A 22,492-nucleotide genomic window follows, 5' to 3' on the forward strand; every position below is an offset into this window, starting at 1 on the left:
AACATCAATGAAATACACTTCACAAAATGGCAATTAGATTACTCCTTGTCATTCAAAATAATAAATGAGTAAGTGGTAAAATGAATAAATTTAAATGCCACAGATCAAGGCTTAACGGATATACATAGGTAAGGTGAAGCTCGTTGCTAGTAATCTGTAGATTTTGCTTCTTAAATGTTGTAAATATTTTTGAATAAAGCGAGATAACACTTATTTTCGTATTAATTGTCTGCACTATTCTCTTCCTCTCTTTAAACCTCGCTGTATTTTAAGTAGCATTATCGTAAGGAGTAGTTTTAAACAAATGCTTTAATAAAGTACTTATCAGTAAAGTATTGAATGAACCAAGAAATTGAGAATAAGAGAAAGGCATAAAAAAATAATTCATCTATTTAAAAATAGTTCATTCAAGTAAATAAATTTTGAACCATCGACTTAAAAGAGAACATAATAATGAATATAATCACTTCTAGATGCCCTCATTGCCATTCAATGAATCGTTTACCCATTGATCGAATTGATGCGAACCCAAGCTGTGGACGTTGTAAAAAAGATTTATTGCAAGGTGCTCCCGTTGAAGGTACCGATGCCAATTTAGCTGCGTTGATTAATAGTGAAAAACCCGTAGTCGTTGACTTTTGGGCGCCGTGGTGTGGTCCATGCATTAACTTTGCGCCAACATTTACTGAAGTTGCAAAACAGCAAATGTCCGTTTTATTTGTGAAAGTAAATACCGAAGACCAACAACAATTAGGTGCAAAATATAATATTCGCAGTATTCCAACTCTAATGGTTTTTAAACAGGGTAAGATAGTTGATACAGTAAACGGTGCTTTACCCGCTGCGCAATTTAAATCATGGTTGGCGCAAGCCTTATTAAAATAAATTAATTTGCAAGGGCGTTAGGCACAGTCTACTTAGCTACTGCTAACAGTAATCCATTATAACGCTTTAATGGGGGGGAATCATTTTGTATAGCAACAAACTAAGCCCTCAGGTTTGGTTTGTTGTTATTTTACTTTGTTTATTTACATCACTATATCCTAGTCAGCCTTTGTTTGTGTTTGCCTTCAATGGCGACAAGCCTTCGCCTATATTCGATAATCCGTACTCGACATCATAAACCTTTACCGTACCTCTTTAATTAATGCTGTATTGATTCTGCTTTATTCAATTTTTAACCTACTCTTTATTCCATACTATAAAAACTTAAGTTTACAAAGACCTCTATTTTACTCAACACTTTAATCAATTTTAAAAACTTGAATGATTAAAGTGTTTGCTCGGGTCTTATTGATAACAAGGCTTAAAGGGAAGCATAAAATGGTTAAATTAACCGGAGAGAGTTATGAATAAATGGATGAAAATATTGCTGATTGTGATTGGCCTTTTAATTTGTGTTGGATTCTTTTTTACAAAGATAGTCACCTACGTCATACAAGGTGCTGAACAAGAGCAAGGTGAAACGGACTTACGTTTTAGTGAAATTAGTACCGAATTCACACATCAATCTGACTTTGTTGCTGCGTTACCTTTTATGGCCTTATCTGCTATTGATATAGACAACGATAATGTCGATGAAATCTTTGTTGGTGGGGGGATTGGACAGCAAGATAGCTTACAAAAATATGTCAATAATACGTTAGTGCGTATCCCTTCTGAAAACTGGTTCGACAAAGACGATAACGATCCTACCTATGGCGCATCATCGATCGATGCGAATAGCGATGGTTTAGTGGATCTGTTTGTTACAAGAAGTAGTGGTGTCTATTTTTATGAAAATACCGGAGCAGGTTTTACGGGAAAGAAAATAGACTTTCCTTTAGATAAAAAATCACTGCCATTATCGGTTTCATTTGCTGATATTAATAATGATGGTGCGGTGGATTTATATGTGTCTAACTATATTCGACCTGAATATGTTGAAGGTGAAACGATCTTTAATCAAGAATATGGCGGCATTAGTAACTTACTCTTAAATAACGGTGACAATACTTTTACTGATATTACAAAAGCTTCTGGTGTGTATGAACAACACAATACTTTTACCGCAGTTCTTGTGGATTTAAATAATAATGGGTTAAGCGATTTAGTCGTTGCTCAAGATACTGGCTTTGTTCGCATCTTTAAAAATAACGGCGACTTAACATTTGAAAGTATCAAACTGCCCGTTACTTACAGTTACCCAATGGGCATTGCGGTTAGTGATTATAATAATGATGGCTTAATGGATTTGTACTTTAGTAATGTTGGTAAAACCTTACCTGACTTTCTAGTACGAGGTGATTTAACAGAACAACAAACATTAAATAAAGATTACATTTTATTAGAGAATCAAGGCGACTTTAATTTTAAAGATACTGCGTTACAAAATAATGCTGCAAAATACGGGTTTGGTTGGGGGCTCGTCTCTTATGACTTTAATAACGATACATTGGCTGATTATTTAATTACTCAGAATTATATTCGTTTCCCAGGTGTTGAACATCTAGATCTCTACCCCGGTAATCTATTACAACAATACGAATCAACCTCATTTAAACCAGTTGAAAAGGTGGCTGGTATTAGTAATAAGCATTTTGGTGTTACTACTGTGGTATCAGATTTTAATCAAGATGGTTGGCCTGATGCAGTGATTGGTAATTTAAATGGAAAATTACGTGCATTTATTAACAAAGGAGGCACTCGGCATTGGCTTAAGGTTGCCTTTAAAGATGAGACAAACTCTATCGGAGCGTTGGTGATATTGACGATGAATAATGGTCAGACTTACACCAATCAATTTTATAGCAGCGAAGGCTTAGGATCGGATCAAACTAGTGATGTGTTTTTTGGTTTAGGAGAGCAGACACAAATTAAATCAGTACAAGTGAAGTATCAGAGTGGCAAGACCGTGAACATTGATTCACCCAAAGTTGACTCAACTATTAAGCTGTCAGAATATTAGTTTTAGAGCCCGCATTCTAGACCGCTAATTTTAGCGAGCTAGCTTAAGTTACTGATTTAGTTTGACAGTATCATCTTACTAATTATAGGCAATATACACACTTAAAAAGAGAGTTAAACGGTGGATAAAAAAACATATAACACATTATTGCTAACGGGAATTGCTGGATTTCTGGCTGCTTTGTTGGTTGGTATTGGAGAGTTTACATTACAGTTTTCTCCTCTCGGCGGTTATGAAACAGAAGGCTATGGTTATTTTGCAAATGTCACTAAAGATAAGTTAACCACAGGGCATTTTTTTAGTACTTTAGCGGCACCCTTGTATATTTTAGGTTATTGGCATCTTGGACAAATGTTTATCCATGGTGGGAGTAAAACACATGGTTGGATCATTACATTATTGGGTGGTTATGCCTTTATGGTAGGCAATGCTTGGTTAGGAGGTCGAATATATTTGGCGCTTACTGCCCATGAAATAGCCGAGACAACGGATCCTAGTATCGTACTTCAACTACAGTCATTGTTAAGTGAATTTGGCGTACATAATGAGCCGCTTGTTAATGCATTACGTCTCGCAATGGTGGTCGTGTCTATATTATGGATATGGCGGATTGTGATCGGTAAAACGCTTTACCCTCGTTGGGTCGCTTTGTTCAGTCCTGCTTTATTATTAGGGCTTATCTTTAGCACTTACTTTACTGGCTTAAGTATTGGTGTGTGGTTATTACCCGCGGCGATGAATGTAGTGCATTTGGTTGTTTTTTCTATCTCACTTTACGCATTACATCGTGCATATAAACACTCTAGGTCTAACTTAAAATATTTAAAAGATAATTAATATGCAGCGACTAATAAAAGTAATTTTAATGGTTTTGTTGAGCATCGGTTTATACGGTGCGTTAACTGTCTCTTATTTGACCGTAACTGATATTGCACCTTGTCCAACGGTTGTTAATATTCCCGCTTGTTATCTGGTGACGCTGGGTTATTTATTAATGTTTGGCGCAACGTTATTAGCACACAATAATAAGGCTAAATGGTTTTTCATCGCAGGGTGGACACCGGTTGTGTTACTGGCATTTGTGGGCAGTGTATTTGAATTGAACCAGGGTGATATCTGCCCTAAAGGTAGCATGGGCATTGCACTCTGTTATGTATCACTTAGTTTTGCGATGCTGGTGGCGGTACTTTTTGCATTGCTTAATAAAATAAATGCTTTAAAAGTTTAAAACTCATATTCTTAACTAAGCCTTTTTATATATAGAAGGGAGTTGTAAGTTGTTCCATTTCCACTGTTTAAAAGGAAAAGGAAAAGCAAAAACTTTTTAAATGACAGGTACTTTGGTTTTCTAGGCAATGTTGTGACTATCTTATTGCTATTTTATTTTAAGTTATATCCCTAAAAGTGCGTGTTTGACCAGACTATAAAAATATATAGGTATCGGTAGATTGTATAGGGCATGATACCTGTGTATATTAGGCATACTTTTTCGTTTTAGTGAATCTTCTATTGACCGCCAAACAGCATAAAAACGCGACAACTACCCCAGAAATAAGAGCTTTTATTCGTGCATCTGAACTGCCTACGGCGGTATTAGCGCGTCTGTTAAAAATATCTGAATCTACGGTGCGTAAGTGGCGTCAACGCGAAACTCTAGAAGATGCCTCTCATGTTCCAAAAAATTCGAAAACAACACTGACCTTACAACAACAATACGTTGTCGTGCAATTACGTACAAGATTGATGTTGTCACTTGATGGTTTACTACAAGTTTGTCGCCAATTTATTAACGCAAACACCTCTCGTGCTGGACTACAGCGTTGTTTAAAACGTCATGGTGTTTCAAAATTGGCAGATATCGATCCTGCTGGTGAATTGATCAAATTAGAGCAGCAGGTGTCGGTGGCGATTCAGGATAATAATTCCGATAAAGTCATGAGTTCAGTGGTGAATCCACAAGCCATGTTGGAAGTATTAAATCAATTACGTTTGGAAGATGCGAACACTCCTAAAAGCAGTAAACTTGCGGATCAAGCAAGAAATGCGAATACCCGTCATTTAACCTATTCTGACGTGGTGCAAGTGAGTGTAACAACTTTGCCTGAACTTGATAAAAAATTAAGTAACAAGCATAGCGATAATAAAATCAAGAAACATCGTTTATTGATTGCACATGACCTTGATAGCCAATGGGTTTATGTGGATTTATATCAAGACGATGAAGCCGATGCTGCTAGACGTTATATGCAATATGTTTTGAAGCACGCGCCGTTCCATATCCGCCGTTTATTAGCGGCAAATTATAATGAATTTTTAAGCAGATTTCATTTGTTAACTGAACAGTAAACAGTTAGCAAATTAATAGTAATGCCATTGGAGAAAATAATGTCAAAAAAGCAAACCACCAACCCTGCGTCAGATAAGCGACTCAACTCTCGCTTGCAAGAAACGCCGATTGCAATTGTTGGTATGGCTTCGGTTTTTGCTGAAAGTAAAAACCTGGGACAGTTTTGGGATACTATCGTCAATTCTGTGAATGGCATTCAAGATGTGCCTGAAGATAGATGGGCAATCGATGATTATTATTCTGCTGACAAAAAAGAAGCGGATAAAAGTTATTGTAAACGGGGTGCTTTTCTACCTGAAATTGATTTTGATCCAATGGAATTTGGCTTACCGCCTAACTTATTAGAACTAACAGACATTACTCAGTTAATGGCTTTGGTGGTTGCTCGAGATGTATTAGCAGATGCGGGCGTGAGTGATGAAAGTAGTTTTGATCGCGATAAAATGGGCATTGTGCTAGGCGTTGGTGGTGGCCAAAAACAAGGGGGACAATTGATGTCTCGCTTACAAGGGCCTGTGCTTGAAAAAGTATTAAAAGCATCGGGTTTGAGTGAAGATGATACGCAAGTTATCGTCGATAAATTTAAGAAAGCTTATATCCCTTGGGAGGAAAATTCATTTCCTGGTATGTTAGGTAATGTCATTGCTGGACGAATTGCCAATCGTTTTAACTTCGGCGGTACTAACTGCGTGGTTGATGCTGCTTGTGCGGGCTCTTTATCAGCCATTAAAATGGCCGTCTCAGACCTATTAGAATATCGTTCAGACATGATGTTATCGGGCGGTATTTGTTGTGATAACTCGCCCTTTATGTACATGTCATTCTCTAAAACGCCCGCGTTTACTGACGGTGATTGTATTCGTCCTTTTGATGATAAATCAAATGGTATGATGATAGGTGAAGGTGTGGGAATGATCGCTTTAAAACGTTTGGAAGATGCTGAACGTGATGGTGACCGTATCTATTCGGTTATTAAAGGTATCGGTAGTTCATCGGATGGTAAATTTAAATCTATTTATGCGCCGCGACCTGAAGGCCAATTAAAAGCATTAAAACGTGCTTATCAAGATGCTGGGTTTGACCCAAAAACCTGTGGATTAATTGAAGCACATGGAACGGGCACCAAAGCCGGTGATGCAGCTGAATTTAGAGGGTTAGAGTTACTATTTAGTGAGAATAACGATCAAAAACAACATGTTGCTCTGGGGTCTGTTAAATCTCAAGTCGGTCATACTAAGGCAGCAGCAGGTGCGGCAGGCTTGATTAAAGCTTCATTAGCCTTACACCATAAAGTGTTACCTGCGACCATTAATGTTGATAAACCAAATCAAAATTTAGACATCGAAAATACACCGCTTTATATCAACACTGAAACCAGACCATGGATGCAACGTGCTGATGGTGTAAAACGTCAAGCAGGTGTTAGCTCATTTGGTTTTGGTGGGACTAATTTTCACTTAGTATTAGAAGAATACACACAAAGTCAACAAGGTGCATACCGCTTAAATGAGGTAGCACAAACGTTATTATTTACTGCAGATAATAAACAAGCATTGATTAATACCTTACAAACTGAGTTAGCGTTATTACAAGTAGACATTGAACTACAACCTTATGCGCTTAATCAGTTGATCCTTTCTTACCCTATTAAGAAAGTTGCTGAGCAACAAGCTCGTTGTGGTTTTGTTGCAAAAGGGATTGAGCAAACCATCCAACTGTTGCAACAAATGATCCAGCAATTAAGCATTGACCAAAGTAGTGAATGGTCAGCACCTAGTGGACTTTATTACCGAGAACAGGGCATGCAGACAACTGGAAAAGTAGTGGCTTTATTTTCTGGTCAAGGTTCTCAATATGTCAATATGGGGCGCGAGTTAGTTTGTCATTTCCCAAGTATGATGGCGAGTCAAGTATCGATAGACCAACAGTTTCATCAAGCTGGTGAAAATAGCTTATCGCAGTTTGTATATCCTATCCCTGTTTTCGATGAGCAAAAGCATGCTCAACAAGAGTTAGCGTTAAGAGCGACACAGTATGCTCAACCTGCTATTGGTAGCTTCTCTGTTGGGCTATTCAATACTTTTAAACAAGCAGGATTTAAAGCTGATTTTGCCGCAGGCCATAGTTTTGGTGAGTTGACCGCTTTATGGGCTGCAGGTGTATTATCTGAAACTGACTTCATGAAGCTTGCGATGGCTCGTGGGCAAGCGATGGCTGCACCTAACAGCGATGTGAATGTTGACACTGAAGCGAACAACAAAAAACTTAACAGTAACTATGATTCAGGAAAAATGGCGGCAGTCATTGGAGATGTAATTGTCATTGAATCTCAAATTAAGCTTATTGATGGCGTGAGCATTGCTAATTACAATGCAAATAATCAAGCCGTTATTGCCGGTACAACGGCAGCAATTGAAACTGCAACAACGCAGTTAATGGACAGTGGATTTAAGGTGATTGCATTACCGGTTTCAGCTGCATTCCATACGCCATTAGTTGAGCATGCACAGCAACCTTTTGCTGACGCGATTGACTCTGTTACTTTTAATAAACCTAAAATTGCCGTTTATTCCAACGCAACAGGTCAAGCACACAGCGAAGATCAGCAGCAGATTAAATCAGCATTAAAAGATCATATTTTACAATCAGTGCAGTTCAGTAAAGAAATAAATAGCTTGTACGATGCAGGTGGCCGAATCTTTGTTGAGTTTGGTCCCAAAAATATATTAACACGATTAGTTGATAATATTTTAGGTGATAAAAAAGATGTGGTGACCATTGCAACCAATAATAACGCTAAGCAGTGTTCTGATTTGCAATTACGTTTAGCCGCTATTCAAATGGCAGTGCTTGGCCTTGAGCTGGACAATATAGACCCTTATTCTGCAGTAGCTCGCCCAACATTTGCACCTAAAAAATCACCGCTTGCAATGAAGCTGTCGGGTGCTTCTTATGTTAGTGAAAAAACTAAAAAAGCATTTCAAGATGAGCTAACTGATGATTGGAAAGTGGCACAAGCAACAGCGTCTGCAGATCCAGAAATTAAAGAAGTTATTGTTGAAAAAGTGGTTGAAAAAATAGTAGAGAGGGTGGTAGAAAAAATTGTTTATGTTGATAGCCAAGGTAAGCCTTTAGCTGATCAAACAGGCGCGAATATTCAAGGCCAAGATAGTCCTCAATTATCTACTAATACTCCTAATAATATCCAACAACTAGCTTCTAGTATTGAAACTAGCGTAGAGCAATTTGTTAAACATCAATCACAACTTTTATCTGTGCACCAAGCCTATTTAGAAGGCCCAAATCAATATGCTGATACCTTTAAAACGGTACTTACTGCACAAGCGGGCCAACAAAAATTGCCCGACGGTTTAGATAGAACGTTAGCTATGTACCATGATTTCCAAACAGAAACATTACGAGTACATGAAACTTACTTGAATAACCAAACTGATAACATGCAACAAATGTTGAACAATGTCTCAGCTATTGAATTAGGTTCTGAACAGTCAAATAATACGCTAGACAATAATGCTGTAAACACCACATCTAAGCGTTCATCGAACATTACATCAAGTATCGCATCAAGCATTACAGCAAATAATGCAGTGGAAAATTCATCGAACAATACAAATAGTTCTGCTGCAATAGCAGAGTCAAATGACGTTGCCCGTACGAGTCCATCTCAACTGGATGTTCTACAACAATTAAATGCAACACACCAAACTATTCAACCTCAGCAAACTAAGGCATCGGCTGACTTAGTTAAAGTGCCAGTTGCCTCTGTTGATGCTCAAGCGATTGCAACCACCATGCTCGAGGTCGTGGCTGATAAAACTGGTTATCCTACTGAAATGTTAGAACTAAGCATGGACATGGAAGCGGACCTAGGTATTGATTCGATTAAACGAGTTGAGATATTAGGGGCAGTACAAGACCAAATTACTGATTTACCTGAACTAGATGCTGAGCAATTATCTCAAATGCGCACGTTAGCAGAAATTGTTACTTATATGAACGAAGTGATGACAACGGTTGCTGAGCCTATTAAGCAAAATTTTACCAACGCAACCGACTCTGCTGCGCATTTTGAAGCGGCAACATCTTCAATCCTTGTCGATATCAACACGATTGAAATAATCATGCTCGAGGTCGTGGCAGATAAAACAGGATATCCTACTGAGATGCTAGAACTTAGTATGGACATGGAAGCGGACTTGGGAATTGATTCAATCAAACGTGTTGAAATCTTAGGTGCAGTGCAAGATGAAATTAGTGACTTGCCCGAGTTAGATGCAGAGCAGTTATCTCAAATGCGCACGTTAGCAGAAATTGTCACTTACATGAATCAAGTAATGACATCGGTTACTGGCCAAGTTAGTCCTGTCATTCAGGTTGATATCGACGTGATTGAGAAAGTTATGTTGACGGTCGTTGCTGATAAAACCGGTTATCCAACAGAGATGTTGGAATTAGGCATGGATATGGAAGCTGATTTAGGCATTGATTCCATTAAACGAGTTGAGATATTAGGGGCTGTACAAGACGAAATTTCCGATTTACCTGAATTAGACGCCGAGCAGTTATCGCAAATGCGCACGTTAGCGGAAATTGTTACTTATATGAATCAGGTGATGGCTTCTGTAAATGTTCATGCGAATAGCAACATAAAGACCAACGATGACGTATTGAATGCCTCAGTGTCAAATGTCGTAGATTCAACTGCTATATTTACACCTAATCATACCGATATCAATGCAATTGAACGTGTCATGTTATCGGTAGTATCTGATAAAACAGGATACCCAACTGAAATGCTGGAATTAGGCATGGATATGGAAGCAGACTTAGGTATTGATTCCATTAAACGTGTTGAAATTTTAGGTGCAGTGCAAGATCAAATCACGGATTTACCCGAGTTAGATGCTGAGCAATTATCGCAAATGCGTACGTTAGCTGAAATCGTTAATTATATGCATTCAGTGACTACGCCTAATACAGTCAATACAATTGAACCTTTAGCGGTCAATAATAATGACAAAGTTACGTCGCAAAATAATGATAATAGTACTGCTTATTTGAGTATTGACTTGAATCATATTGAAAAAGTCATGTTCAATGTGGTGGCGGATAAAACCGGCTATCCAACTGAAATGCTTGAGCTAAGTATGGACATGGAAGCTGACTTAGGGATCGATTCAATCAAACGTGTTGAAATATTAGGCGCTGTGCAAGATGAAATTAGTGACTTGCCTGAGTTAGATGCAGAACAATTATCACAAATGCGTACTCTGGCTGAAATTGTTAACTATATGCATTCAGTGTTGATACCAAACCCTGCACCTGGCGCACACGGCAATGATAATGAGGTAAACGGTGCTGAAAATATTGTTAACCGTATAACAGTGGATCTTAATCATATTGAGAAAGTGATGCTGACTGTGGTGGCGGATAAAACCGGTTATCCAGTCGAAATGTTGGAATTAGGTATGGATATGGAAGCAGACTTGGGGATTGATTCAATCAAACGTGTTGAAATTTTAGGCGCAGTGCAAGATGAAATTACCGACCTTCCTGAATTAGATGCTGAGCAGTTATCGCAAATGCGTACATTAGACGAAATTATTCAATATATGCATACCGTTCAATCAAGCTCAATTGAGTTGCCGACTTTAACACCTTTACATACTATCGGTTCTCCTTCAACGGCTGCAGACAATAACTTTGAACCCACTGTTGTGGCTAATCCTTCACCTAGTGCGACGGTAGAAATAAAAAAGCTTGCTGCACTTGAGTGTTTGGACTCAAGTGTTGAAAACAAAAATTTACTGCTGGTTAATGATGGTTTAGACAGCGGTGTATTAATCGCAAATGAATTATCTGCATTAGGTTGGAATGTAAGTGTACTTACCCCTACATGGGTGGAAGAAAGTATAACTAAATGTTTTGTTGATGATATTGAGCATTTAATCTTGGCTGATTTAATAGAAGATTCATTACAATCTTTATTAAAAAGCAAAAACGAATGGCAATCCATCATCTATTTGCACCCCAAAACGGTGATTGAGGGGATTACCTTTTCTACGGATAATAAGAAAGGGTTACAACTTGCTTTTCTATTAGCGAAGTTGAGTAAACTGAATCAAATAAATAATGGTGACCGTGCATCATTTTTGGTATTAACTCGACAAGGTGGCGATTTTGCTACCCATAATGTCGAGAAAAAAGCAGATCTTGTGCAAGGTGGTTTATCTGGTTTAGTGAAAACGTTAGCTCACGAATGGGATAATGTATTCTGTCGTATTCTTGATGTCCCTACCAAGTACGGCGCAGCGAAAGTAGCGAAAATAGTACTGGGTGAACTTAACGATAAACAGATGCTACCGGTTGAAGTCGGTTTTAATCAACAGGGGCGTTTATCATTAGTGGCTAAAACCACTGATAGTTATGCATTAGACAGCGATAGTAAGTTAGGTCATCATGCAGTTTTTCTGGTCAGTGGTGGCGCAAAAGGTGTCACGGCGCATTGTGTGATCGAAATTGCTAAGCAATATCAATGTAAATTTATCTTGCTAGGACGTTCAAGTTATCAAGCTAAGGAAGATGATTGGTCACTAAGTCATGCCACTGAAAGTGAGTTAAAGAAAGCTGCAATGCAATATTTACTCAATAACGGTGAAAAACCGAGTCCTAAATTGATAAAACAATTGATTGGGCCGGTATTAGCAAACCGTGAAATAACACAAACACTACAAAGTATTGAAGCGTTTGGTGGTATTGCTGAGTATGTTAGCGCAGATGTGTGTGATCAAGATAACCTTAAAAAAGTCGTTCAACCTATTTGTGACGTATGGGGACCTATCACTGGTGTTATACATGGTGCAGGCGTTTTGGCAGATAAGTTTATAGAGCAAAAAACACTGGCTGAGTTTGATCAAGTTTATAACACTAAAATACAAGGTTTAGATGCGTTATTAGCTTGTTGTGAGTTAAGTCAATTGCAACACTTAGTTTTATTTTCCTCTGCAGCTGGGTTCTATGGTAACCCTGGGCAATCAGACTATGCTATTGCCAATGAAATTCTTAATAAAGCTGCTTATCGCTTTAAAGCTTTATATCCAGCGGCACAAGTGCTTAGTTTTAACTGGGGACCTTGGGACGGCGGCATGGTAACACCTGAGCTGAAACGTATGTTTGATGAGCGTGGTGTGTACATTATTCCTATTCAATCAGGGGCGATGTTATTAGCCAGTGAATTGGCGGCAAACAGTAATCGTTGTGTACAGATCGTGGTGGGCACTGATATGTCGGGTAGTGGTGCTGAAGTTGATACTGAATCTGAGCATTTGCAGAACAGTGCAGTAGATAAAGTGAGTGAAACAGTGACTCCCTTAACGCATCGGGTTACAAAATCCTTCAATCACGGGGATAGTTTATTCATTGCTGACCATAAAATTGATGGACAGCAGGTATTACCGACTGTTTGTGCAATGGCGTGGATGCGCTCAACTTGCGAAGCGTTATATCCTGATTATTGTTATCAAAGTCTTGAGCACTTTAAATTATTAAAAGGTATTGTTTTTGATGGGCAAGAAGCTAAACAATATGTGCTCGATACTAAAATAGTTGCAGAGTCTGACGCATCTGTTGCGATTGAAGTGGTTGTGAGTAGTGAAAAAGAATCTGCTAAACCATTTTTTCATTATCGTGCTGTCATTAATTTACTTAAATCTGCCGTCAATACCAATGCAGAGCAAATAATGTATCAAGGCATTCTTCCGCAACGTGTTAAAAAACAATCTCCGGAAGCTAAAGCCTTATATTCAGATGGCAGTTTATTTCATGGTAAAAGTTTACAGGGTATTAAATACGTTCATCAATTAGATGAGTCTGGATTACTAATTGAATGTGCTATTGAATCTACTTCTGTTGCTGCCCAAGGGGAATTTACACTCGCCGATAATAACGTTTTAGCGAATGATTTGGTGTATCAAGCCCTATTAGTTTGGACGAGTAAAATAATGAATGCCGGTAGTTTGCCTACTAGCACGCAACAGTGGCAGTTATTCCGTGATGTTAAAGTAGGTGAAGACTTCTTTATCAAACTGAACATTATCAAGCAATCAGGACAATCTGTGCTTGGCGATGTTTTGTTAATTGATCAGGAAAATCGTATTATTAGTAAAATTACAGCGGCTGAAGTGACCTGTAGTGCAAGTTTACGTGATTTATTTAAGGCTAGCGCTTAATCATGCTTGCAGTGATCGGTTTATGGGTACGTTTTGCATCAGTTAATGATACTGATGCATTCGATTATCATCTTTACAATAATGAATCGATCTCGCTTTTACGGTCTGCTAATCCACAACAACTAGTGGATGATGCAAAGCAGGTGATTAAACAGTTAGTCACAGTTAATCATTTATTAGCGTCAGATGTTCATTTAGTGATAGTCGATGAGATTGATGGTAAGAATAGTGATCAAGTTCAGGAAACGTCGCAACAATCTTCTCTTGAACGCAAGCCATCACTCTCTGAGCAAATTGGCTTAGAGACCGATGTTTTTAGTGTAACCCCTGTTTTATCAACTACACAAGCATTACGAACAGCTCAACACCTCTGCTCTGAAACAACGTCTGAAGATAGAGCATTAGAGCGAAAAGCCGTTATTATTCTCTCTGTGAATCAACAGGGTAATGATGGTGTAGCTGCGCTATTAGTGTGTGATAAAACCTCATATAGCACTCCTTTGTTGAGCGAGCCAGCAGTTAATAGCCCTTCACGGCAATTTTCTTCGTGTCATTGTTATGCGGAAATTAATGCAATCTCTTACAAGCCATTAACGGGTCAACAAGCTACCGTCGAGGAGGGGATGAGTCAGCATATACAAGATTTTATATCGACTCATCAGCTGCAGGACATTGAGTCTGTCTTTACTGGTCAGTCTTTTGCTGACTCTCAGTATCGCGTCACTCGAAGTGAACATCAACAAAGCTGGTTAAGTGCTTTTCAATCTTTATCTGTTGAAGATGATACATTCCATCTCAAAGGTATTAACAAACATAAAGATACTATTAGTAATAAAGCAGCAAGCCCTGAAAAATCGACTCAACTAACAACAGTAGAATGTGTTAACACCGATTCGGCTAATTTTGATGCGTTATTATCATTAGTTGCTGCTGTATTGTGTTTGGATCAACGTTATCGTTTGGGCTGTAAACAAAGTATTGTTCCGATGCCTGCTGATCGATCAGTTAAGGATGAAAACTCTGCTTCTAAAGCTGACAACGTTAAAGAAGAAAACTTTCTTAAAGAAAGTAGTGTTAAAGAAAACAATATTGAGAATGATCGTTTTGTGGAATGGCAGCAATCGCCATTTTATTATTTACCTCACTCCACTAGTTATTTAAGCACACAACAGACTAATCCCCGTCAGATTATTGTTAGCCATATCCACCATATAAGTACAAGTGTAAGTAAGAATGTAAGTAATGTTGAGCAGACTAAACAAGCTCAAACAAGTGACTCGTCAATACCGATGACGGCTAAATTAAACTCTATGCATGAGTTAATTAGTGTGTCTGCAGCGACTAATAAACAAAATGAAACATTAACAGTAGTTAACGGATTTTTGGCTCAACAGCCTTTGAAGCCTGTTATTTTTTGTGCGCCAAACATCAAACAATTAACATATCAGTTAAAGCAAGTATTACTACAGTCTACAGCTACTTTACCTTCAAAGAAGCGTGGCACTTTTACTGACTTTGTTACACAACAAAACAGTTTATCTTCTGATTTCAACACGCTCACCGATGCTAAAACTGACTATAACGCTAAGTCTTATTATTGTGTTGTATTATTAGCCTCTTCTTTTTCAACGTTAAACGAGCAAATTGAATTAGCGTTATCTGGAGTCGTAACTGCGCATCAAAATAATAAACCGTGGAAAACGCCAGTTGGCAGTTATTTTTGCGGACAAGCTATAACCGCATCGAAACAACTTAAACCAGCTAGTTTTATCTACCCAGGCGTAGGTGCTTTATATGTCAACATGGGCAAAGATCTATTGCGTTTATTTCCGCAGTGTTGGCAAACTTTGTCGATGATCAGTGATGATCTCGCACATAACCTGCAAGATAATTTAATGACACCTCGTTTAGTCCATGAAACAGATTTTAAGATGTCCGTAGCATTAGAAAAGTCGTTACGCGCAGAGTTGGCGAATATTGCTGAAGCAGGTGTTAGTTATGCTTGCTTATTAACGGCCATATTCCAACAGCAACTAGGTATAAAAGCGACCAGTGCAGCCGGTTATAGTATGGGGGAGGTGAGTATGTTTGCTGCCCTTGATTGCTGGCAAACCCCACAGTTAATGAGCCAACGATTTAGAGAAAGTCACATTTTCACTGAACAGTTATCTGGCCCTCTAAAACGACTACAAAGCATTTCACAAACAAGCTTCAATAATGACCAATGGGAATCGTATCATCTCAAAGCGGGGATCTTAGACGTTGAATCAGTGATTGATGGCTTCCCTGGCGTTTATATCACCATTATTAATACGCCTGAGAGTCTAGTAATTGCTGGTGATCCTAAACAATGTCTAGCATTAGCTAAATTTTTAAACTTACGCGCTATTGCATTGAATGTACCCAATATTATTCACTGTGAACTCGCTAAAAGTGAATATCAAAACATGCTGCGATTGTATTCATTAGCGATCAAACAAAAAGTAAGTTGCCAACTGTTCTCTAGTTCTTGTTATTTACCCGTACCTGTTACGGAGAAAGCGATTGCGGTGAGTATTAGTAAATGTTTAACCGAGTTGGTTGATTTTCCACGCTTGATAAACAAAATAGCCGCCACTGGTGAACATGTTTTTATTGAGATGGGGGCGGGGAAATCATTGAGTACTTGGATTGAACGTATTTTAAAAAACAATCCAAAGCCGATCACTTGTTTATCTGTTAATCAGAAAAATTTAGATGATTATAGTGCTATTTTAAAAACCATTGGCCCATTGTTAAGCCTTGGTTATCCTATTAATTTAGAGCCTTTTTTTAATGGGTCATTAATACGTCCGGTTAAAAAAGTGTCTGCTTCAGTACCAGTTTCAGTATTATAGAGAGTAATTATGGAAAACATCGCCATTGTGGGTATTGCTAATTTATTTCCAGGATCAAGTGCGCCTGAGGAATTTTGGCAACAGTTGCTTAAGCAGCAAGATAATAGAACCTCCATTACTGAAAATGAACTAGGGGTTAACCCACATGAATACCTAGGTAAAAAGGGTGAAAATGATAAATATTATTGCCTATATGGTGGTTATATTCGTGACTTTGAATTTGATGCTACTGAATATTTACCGGCTATGCCATCTACAGATTCATCATTTAATGGTCATCGATTAACAACAAATGATTTAAACCAACTTGATGATTTGCATCGATGGTCTCTGTACGTCACTAAACGTGCGTTACAAGATGCTGGGTACTGGCAAAGTGACAAGTTAAGTGATTGTGGTTTGATCTTAGGTAATTTGTCTTTCCCTACAAAACAATCAAATCATTTGTTTTTAGATTTATACCGTGATGTGGTCGCACTCGCATTACAACAAACAATTGATTCAAGATTTAACCTGCTTCCTTTTGCTAAGCCCAAAAATGTATCTCCTTATAATGCACTTGTTGCTGGTTATCCTGCTGCGTTATTAGCTGAAGTTAATGGCTTAGGTGGCAACTATTTTGCGTTGGATGCTGCTTGTGCCTCTTCATGCTATAGCGTTAAATTAGCCTGTGATTATTTACAAACGGGCAAAGCAAATATGATGTTAGCAGGGGCTGTCTCGGCTGCGGATTCTTTGTTTGTTAATATGGGTTTTTCAATTTTCCAAGCTTTCCCTGAAAATAATCGACATGCACCTTTTGACCAAGACTCTCAAGGCCTGTTTGCCGCTCAGGGGGCTGGCATGATGGTGCTTAAGCGACATAGTGATGCCATAAGTGATGGTGACCATGTTTATGCAGTGATCAAAGGTGGTGCTTTAACCAATGATGGCAAAGGAGAATTTGTACTAAGCCCGAACAGTAAAGGGCAAATACTCGCTTATCAAGAAGCCTATAAAGATGCGCAAATTGATCCACGTGAAATTGATTATATTGAATGTCATGCCACGGGAACGCCCAAAGGTGATAAAGTCGAATTAAGTTCAATGGAACAATTCTTTAGTCAATACGACCATAAACCGCTATTAGGCTCTGCAAAATCTAATCTAGGGCATTTGTTAACAGCTGCCGGTATGCCTGCAATGACTAAAGCTATTTATGCCCTCAATGAAAAAATGATCCCTGCAACCATTAATGTTGATAATGCTATTAATACTAAACAAGGTTATTTTTCAGCACAACAAATACCAACTCAGAATGTTGCGTGGCCGAAAAAGTCAGATTTCTTTGACGCTGAACATCAAAATACTGCAGGCGTGAGTGTATTTGGTTTTGGGGGCAGTAATGCGCATCTAGTTTTACAAGCAGGAGATACTCCCAAAGCAGAAAATACTAATCGACTTAATGATGTTCAAAGTCTTGCGATTGTTGGGTTAGATTGTCATTTTGGTTCGATTGATAGTGTTTTGAGTTATCAACAGCTTTTGAATAGTGAAAAAGATTGTTTTGTCGATTTACCAACGCAACGTTGGCAAGGTATTGAGAAGCAGTTACCGGTGTTAAACAAACTAGGGCTAACAAAAGCGCCGAAAGGTAATTATGTTAGTGAGTTTGAAATTGACTTCTTACGTTTTAAAATTCCTCCTAATGAACAAGACAGCTTAATTCCGCAGCAATTATTAATGATGAAAGTAGCCGATAATGCCGCAAAAGATGCGAATTTAACGCCAGGTAGTAATGTGGCCGTATTAGTTGCTATGGGATTAGAGCTTGACCTTCACCAATACCGCGGACGAGTTAATTTGCATAGCCAAATTCAGCAAAGCTTATTACAACAGGGTATCGAACTAACTGCACCGCAACTCGCAGAACTGACGGCAATCAGTAAACAGAGTATTAATGACCCCGCGCAACTTAATCAATACACCAGCTTTATTGGCAATATTATGGCATCAAGGATTTCTGCATTATGGGATTTCAGTGGTCCAGCCTTTACGGTCTCGAGTGAAGAAAATTCAGTCTATAAATGTGTAGATATTGCTGATAATTTATTAAAAACAACAGCAGTCGAAGCGGTTATTATAGCAAGCGTTGATTTAGCGGGCAGCGTCGAAAATATCTCTTTAAGACAGCGCTTTAGCAATCGTGGCTATCACTCGAACGCTAATTATGTTGCTAATGGTGTCGCAGAAAATGGGCAAGTACAATCTAGTCCAGAAAAACAGTTGCAATGGTTAGTGGGTGAAGGTGCCGGTGCGATTGTTGTTAAAGCCTCGGAGAAAAAATCAGCTGAGCTGAGTCATCAGAATGACTCAAAGACTGGTGCGGAAAGTGCTGAACAAAGCAGTGTAAAAAGTAACTCGAAAAACGTGTATGCAAATATTGAGGCTTGTTTATTTACACCTAATAATAATCAACAAAATAATCAGAATATTGTTGCTCGAGCTTTAGTAAAAGCGGGTATCAGCGCAGAGAGAATTAGCCAAGTGGAAGCTTTTGCTGCGGGCACTGAGCAGCAATTAAGCAATGAGCATAATACCCTAACTAACATATATCAGCAGGCAAGGGTTGTTTCTTCTAAGCAAAAAGTCGGGCATTGTTACAATGCATCAGGTATGGCGAGCCTAATTGCCAGTGTTTTAGCACTTAAAGAAAGCGAGCACAGTGAAACACCCCGCTATGTTGCTATTAATGGTTTAGGGCTAGACAACAGCATTGCACATCTTATTCTTTCAAACAATTATGCGACAAAACCGATCACTGCATCTGCTGTAGCATCAACCAAACCTGGTTTAATTAAAACGGTAACCTTAGGAGGCAAATCAATCTTTGATGCGATTTGCCAACAAAAAACTAATCCTCTGATAAAACAAGTACAACGATCTTTTAATGAGCAGCTGAAAGTGCCTGAGCAGGCTTATTTAAACACGTCCATCAAGATAGCTGATAGCAGCAAGCACGTTGAAATGATGACTGAAAATAAACCAAAAATAACAATAAATGCTATTAATGCAGAAAATGCATTCAATAAAGAAAATGCAGGTAATGAAATGGATAGAGAGCGTAAAAGCAACGTGTTGACTCAGGTGAGTAGTACGATAGAGCAACAAAATCAAACACATCATGCTTTTTTGCGTGCACGATTTATGGCTGAAAAGCAGATTTCATCGTTAATAAAGCTACAGGCACAAGTTTCAACTGCAAGCCCACTCTCTTCTTCAACGCAAGCTCAGAATGTTACGCAAGTGCAACATCAAATAGAACCTTTGAACGAAACTAATGTTTCGGCTACGGCTGCAACAAAAAGATTAGGTCTACTACCCATTCAAGGTCAGCATGGTTATCAATATCCAGATCTGCAGCTTGTGGCGCAATATAATAAACCTTCAAACGTTGTTTTTGATAATGCACAATTAGTTGAGTTCGCTGAAGGTAAAATAGGTAATGTATTTGGTGAACAATATCGTGTGATTGATAACTATAAACGTCGTGTCCGTTTACCAACAACGGATTATTTATTAGTTAGCCGAGTCACTGAATTAGACGCAGAAATACATCAATACAAAAAATCATCCATGTTCACTGAATACGATATCCCATTAGATGCTCCTTTTTTAATTGATGGGCAAATACCTTGGTCGGTTTCAGTTGAATCAGGACAATGTGATTTAATGTTAATTTCTTATATCGGCATTGATTTCCAGAACAAAGGGGAACGTGTTTATCGGTTATTAGATTGCGAATTAACATTCTTAGAAGAGATGGCTTTTGGTGGCGAAACACTACGTTACGAAATTCATATCGATTCTTATGCTAAAAATGGAGAGCAATTACTGTTTTTCTTCCATTACGATTGTTTTGTCGGTGATAAAAAAGTATTAATCATGCGTAATGGTTGTGCAGGATTTTTCACTGATGAAGAATTGGCCGACGGCAAAGGGGTTATTGCGACTGCGAGTGATAAAGCGCAATGCGATAGTGCAGTCAAATCATCATTTAGTCCATTAATTGCTAATACTCAAACACAATACGATTATCAATCGATGTTAAAATTAGTGCATGGTGATATAAAAGGATGTTTTGGTGATGCTTATGATCAACAAGGTCGTAATCCTTCATTGAAATTTTCTTCTGAAAAATTCTTGATGATTGAACGGATCACTCACATTGATAAAAATGGTGGGCATTGGGGATTAGGTTTATTAGAAGGGCAAAAACAATTAGATCCTGAACATTGGTATTTCCCTTGCCACTTTAAAGATGATCAAGTCATGGCTGGATCGTTAATGTCCGAAGGCTGTGGTCAAATGGCAATGTTCTTTATGCTGTGGCTAGGCATGAATAGTAACGTTAATAATGCACGCTTCCAACCGATGGCGGGTGAAGCACAAACGGTTCGTTGCCGAGGGCAAGTAACGCCGCAAATAAATACCTTAACTTATCGAATGGAAGTGACTGCGATTGGTATGTCACCGCGTCCATTTATTAAAGCAAATATTGATATTATCTTGGATCGAAAAGTGGTCGTTGATTTTAAAAATTTATGCATGGAAATCAAAGAACAAGATGATACTAGTCCTTTTCCAGTGAGCTTACCTAACAATGTGACAAAGGTGACCGTCGCACAACAGGCTAATAAGTCCGCTACTATACCTACGGCTAAATCGACTACTTTTGCTAAGAATAGCGCAGTCGAAGATTCAGTGATAAACCAAAGTACTAATTATCAGATTGTTGATGAGAGAGGAATTAAACCATTTTCACATCCTAATCGTCCTCTAATGCGTGTTGAATCTGACTTTAATGCAGCCACTAATAAAGGGGTGGTACCCATTCAACATTTTGCAGCACCGTATATTAGTGGTCAAAACAGACAACCCGATACCGTGCCATTTTCACCTTGGCACATGTTTGAGTTTGCAACGGGTAATATAAGCCAATGCTTCGGGCACGATTTTGATGTTTACCAAGGTAGAACGCCTCCACGAACACCCTGCGGGGATTTACAGGTTGTTACTCAGGTCATTGACGTGCAGGGCAAGCGTATGGACTTTAAAACTCCAGCGAGCTGTACAGCGGAATATGTAGTACCTGACGATGCATGGTATTTTACTAAAAACAGCTGTAGCGATTGGATGCCTTATTCATTATTAATGGAAATTGCACTACAACCTAATGGATTCATTTCAGCCTATATGGGGACAACCTTAAAGTACCCAGAAAAAGATCTCTACTTTCGTAATTTAGATGGTCACGGAGAAATCCTTAAACAGCTCGATTTACGAGGTAAAACCATTGTCAATAAATCTGTTTTATTGTCGACGAGCATGGCTGGTGGCGCTATCATTCAAAGTTTTAGTTTTGATTTGAGTGTCGATGGTGACACAATTTACCGTGGTGGTGCTGTGTTTGGTTATTTTAGTGCCGAATCATTGACCAACCAACTAGGGATTGATAACGGTCAAGTGACTAAACCGTGGTTTGTTGATCATAATATTGCTGCAACCGATATCAAGCAGATAGATCTCACCGATGATAAGCTTAATTTATTCACAGACACAGCACAGAAACCAAATTACCGTCTAGCAGGTGGACAATTAAATTTTGTTGATAGCGTTAGTATTGTAGAAGGTGGCGGTGAACACAAATTAGCTTATATTTATGGAGAGCGTACTATCGATGCGAGCGATTGGTTCTTCCGTTATCATTTTCATCAAGATCCGGTGATGCCTGGCTCGTTAGGGGTTGAAGCCATTATCGAGTTGCTACAATGTTATGCGTTAACAAATGATTTAGGTAAACAGTTCACTACCCCTCGCTTTATCGCCCCGACGACAAAAGTAGTGTGGAAATATCGAGGACAAATTACACCACTTAATAAAAAAATGAACGTAGATGTTCACTTAAAAGAAATTATCACGACAACATCCGAAGTTCGCTTAATAGGGGATGCAAATCTATCCAAAGATGGATTACGAATTTATCAAGTGAAAGACATTGTCCTAAGTATCGTTGAAGCTTAAAGAGAAAAAT

8 protein-coding genes are annotated in these 22,492 nt (G+C 38.5%); all 8 read left to right on the forward strand.

The annotated features are described in order from the left end of the window. Nucleotides 1–453: 453 nt before the first annotated feature. The 8 genes from trxC (at nucleotide 454) to H592_RS0101605 (ending at nucleotide 22,482) form a co-directional block, all read left to right on the forward strand. A complete protein-coding gene (gene trxC, locus H592_RS0101570; RefSeq protein WP_028867189.1) occupies nucleotides 454–885 on the forward strand; it encodes a thioredoxin TrxC in 432 nt (143 codons plus the stop codon). A 463-nt stretch (nucleotides 886–1,348) separates the two neighbouring features. Further along, nucleotides 1,349–2,947, forward strand: coding sequence for a CRTAC1 family protein (locus H592_RS0101575; RefSeq protein WP_028867190.1), 1,599 nt, complete (start codon nucleotides 1,349–1,351; stop codon nucleotides 2,945–2,947). A gap of 120 nt (nucleotides 2,948–3,067) precedes the next feature. Further along, nucleotides 3,068–3,784, forward strand: coding sequence for a DUF6796 family protein (locus H592_RS0101580; RefSeq protein WP_028867191.1), 717 nt, complete (start codon nucleotides 3,068–3,070; stop codon nucleotides 3,782–3,784). A 1-nt stretch (nucleotide 3,785) separates the two neighbouring features. Next, the gene (locus H592_RS0101585; RefSeq protein WP_028867192.1) at nucleotides 3,786–4,175 is read left to right on the forward strand and encodes a hypothetical protein; all 390 of its coding nucleotides are present in this window, start codon (nucleotides 3,786–3,788) and stop codon (nucleotides 4,173–4,175) included. A gap of 281 nt (nucleotides 4,176–4,456) precedes the next feature. Beyond that, the gene (locus H592_RS0101590; protein ID WP_051368876.1) at nucleotides 4,457–5,293 is read left to right on the forward strand and encodes a transcriptional regulator; all 837 of its coding nucleotides are present in this window, start codon (nucleotides 4,457–4,459) and stop codon (nucleotides 5,291–5,293) included. 39 nt (nucleotides 5,294–5,332) lie between these two features. Then, nucleotides 5,333–13,543, forward strand: a complete 8,211-nt coding sequence (locus tag H592_RS0101595; protein ID WP_028867194.1) for a type I polyketide synthase — start codon at nucleotides 5,333–5,335, stop codon at nucleotides 13,541–13,543. A gap of 2 nt (nucleotides 13,544–13,545) precedes the next feature. Next, nucleotides 13,546–16,419, forward strand: a complete 2,874-nt coding sequence (locus H592_RS23125; protein WP_051368877.1) for a PfaB family protein — start codon at nucleotides 13,546–13,548, stop codon at nucleotides 16,417–16,419. 9 nt (nucleotides 16,420–16,428) lie between these two features. After that, complete coding sequence (locus tag H592_RS0101605) at nucleotides 16,429–22,482, forward strand: hotdog fold thioesterase (protein ID WP_028867195.1); 6,054 nt, start codon at nucleotides 16,429–16,431, stop codon at nucleotides 22,480–22,482. Nucleotides 22,483–22,492: the final 10 nt, after the last annotated feature.

This window comes from Psychromonas arctica DSM 14288, assembly GCF_000482725.1.
In the GTDB taxonomy this organism is placed as follows: domain Bacteria; phylum Pseudomonadota; class Gammaproteobacteria; order Enterobacterales; family Psychromonadaceae; genus Psychromonas; species Psychromonas arctica.

Excerpts from the sequence above, each read along its gene's own strand:
- H592_RS23125 (WP_051368877.1), top strand. The coding sequence starts at position 13,546 with ATGCTTGCAGTGATCGGTTTATGGGTACGTTTTGCATCAGTTAATGAT.
- trxC (WP_028867189.1), top strand. The coding sequence starts at position 454 with ATGAATATAATCACTTCTAGATGCCCTCATTGCCATTCAATGAATCGT.
- H592_RS0101585 (WP_028867192.1), top strand. The coding sequence starts at position 3,786 with ATGCAGCGACTAATAAAAGTAATTTTAATGGTTTTGTTGAGCATCGGT.
- H592_RS0101605 (WP_028867195.1), top strand. The coding sequence starts at position 16,429 with ATGGAAAACATCGCCATTGTGGGTATTGCTAATTTATTTCCAGGATCA.
- H592_RS0101595 (WP_028867194.1), top strand. The coding sequence starts at position 5,333 with ATGTCAAAAAAGCAAACCACCAACCCTGCGTCAGATAAGCGACTCAAC.
- H592_RS0101575 (WP_028867190.1), top strand. The coding sequence starts at position 1,349 with ATGAATAAATGGATGAAAATATTGCTGATTGTGATTGGCCTTTTAATT.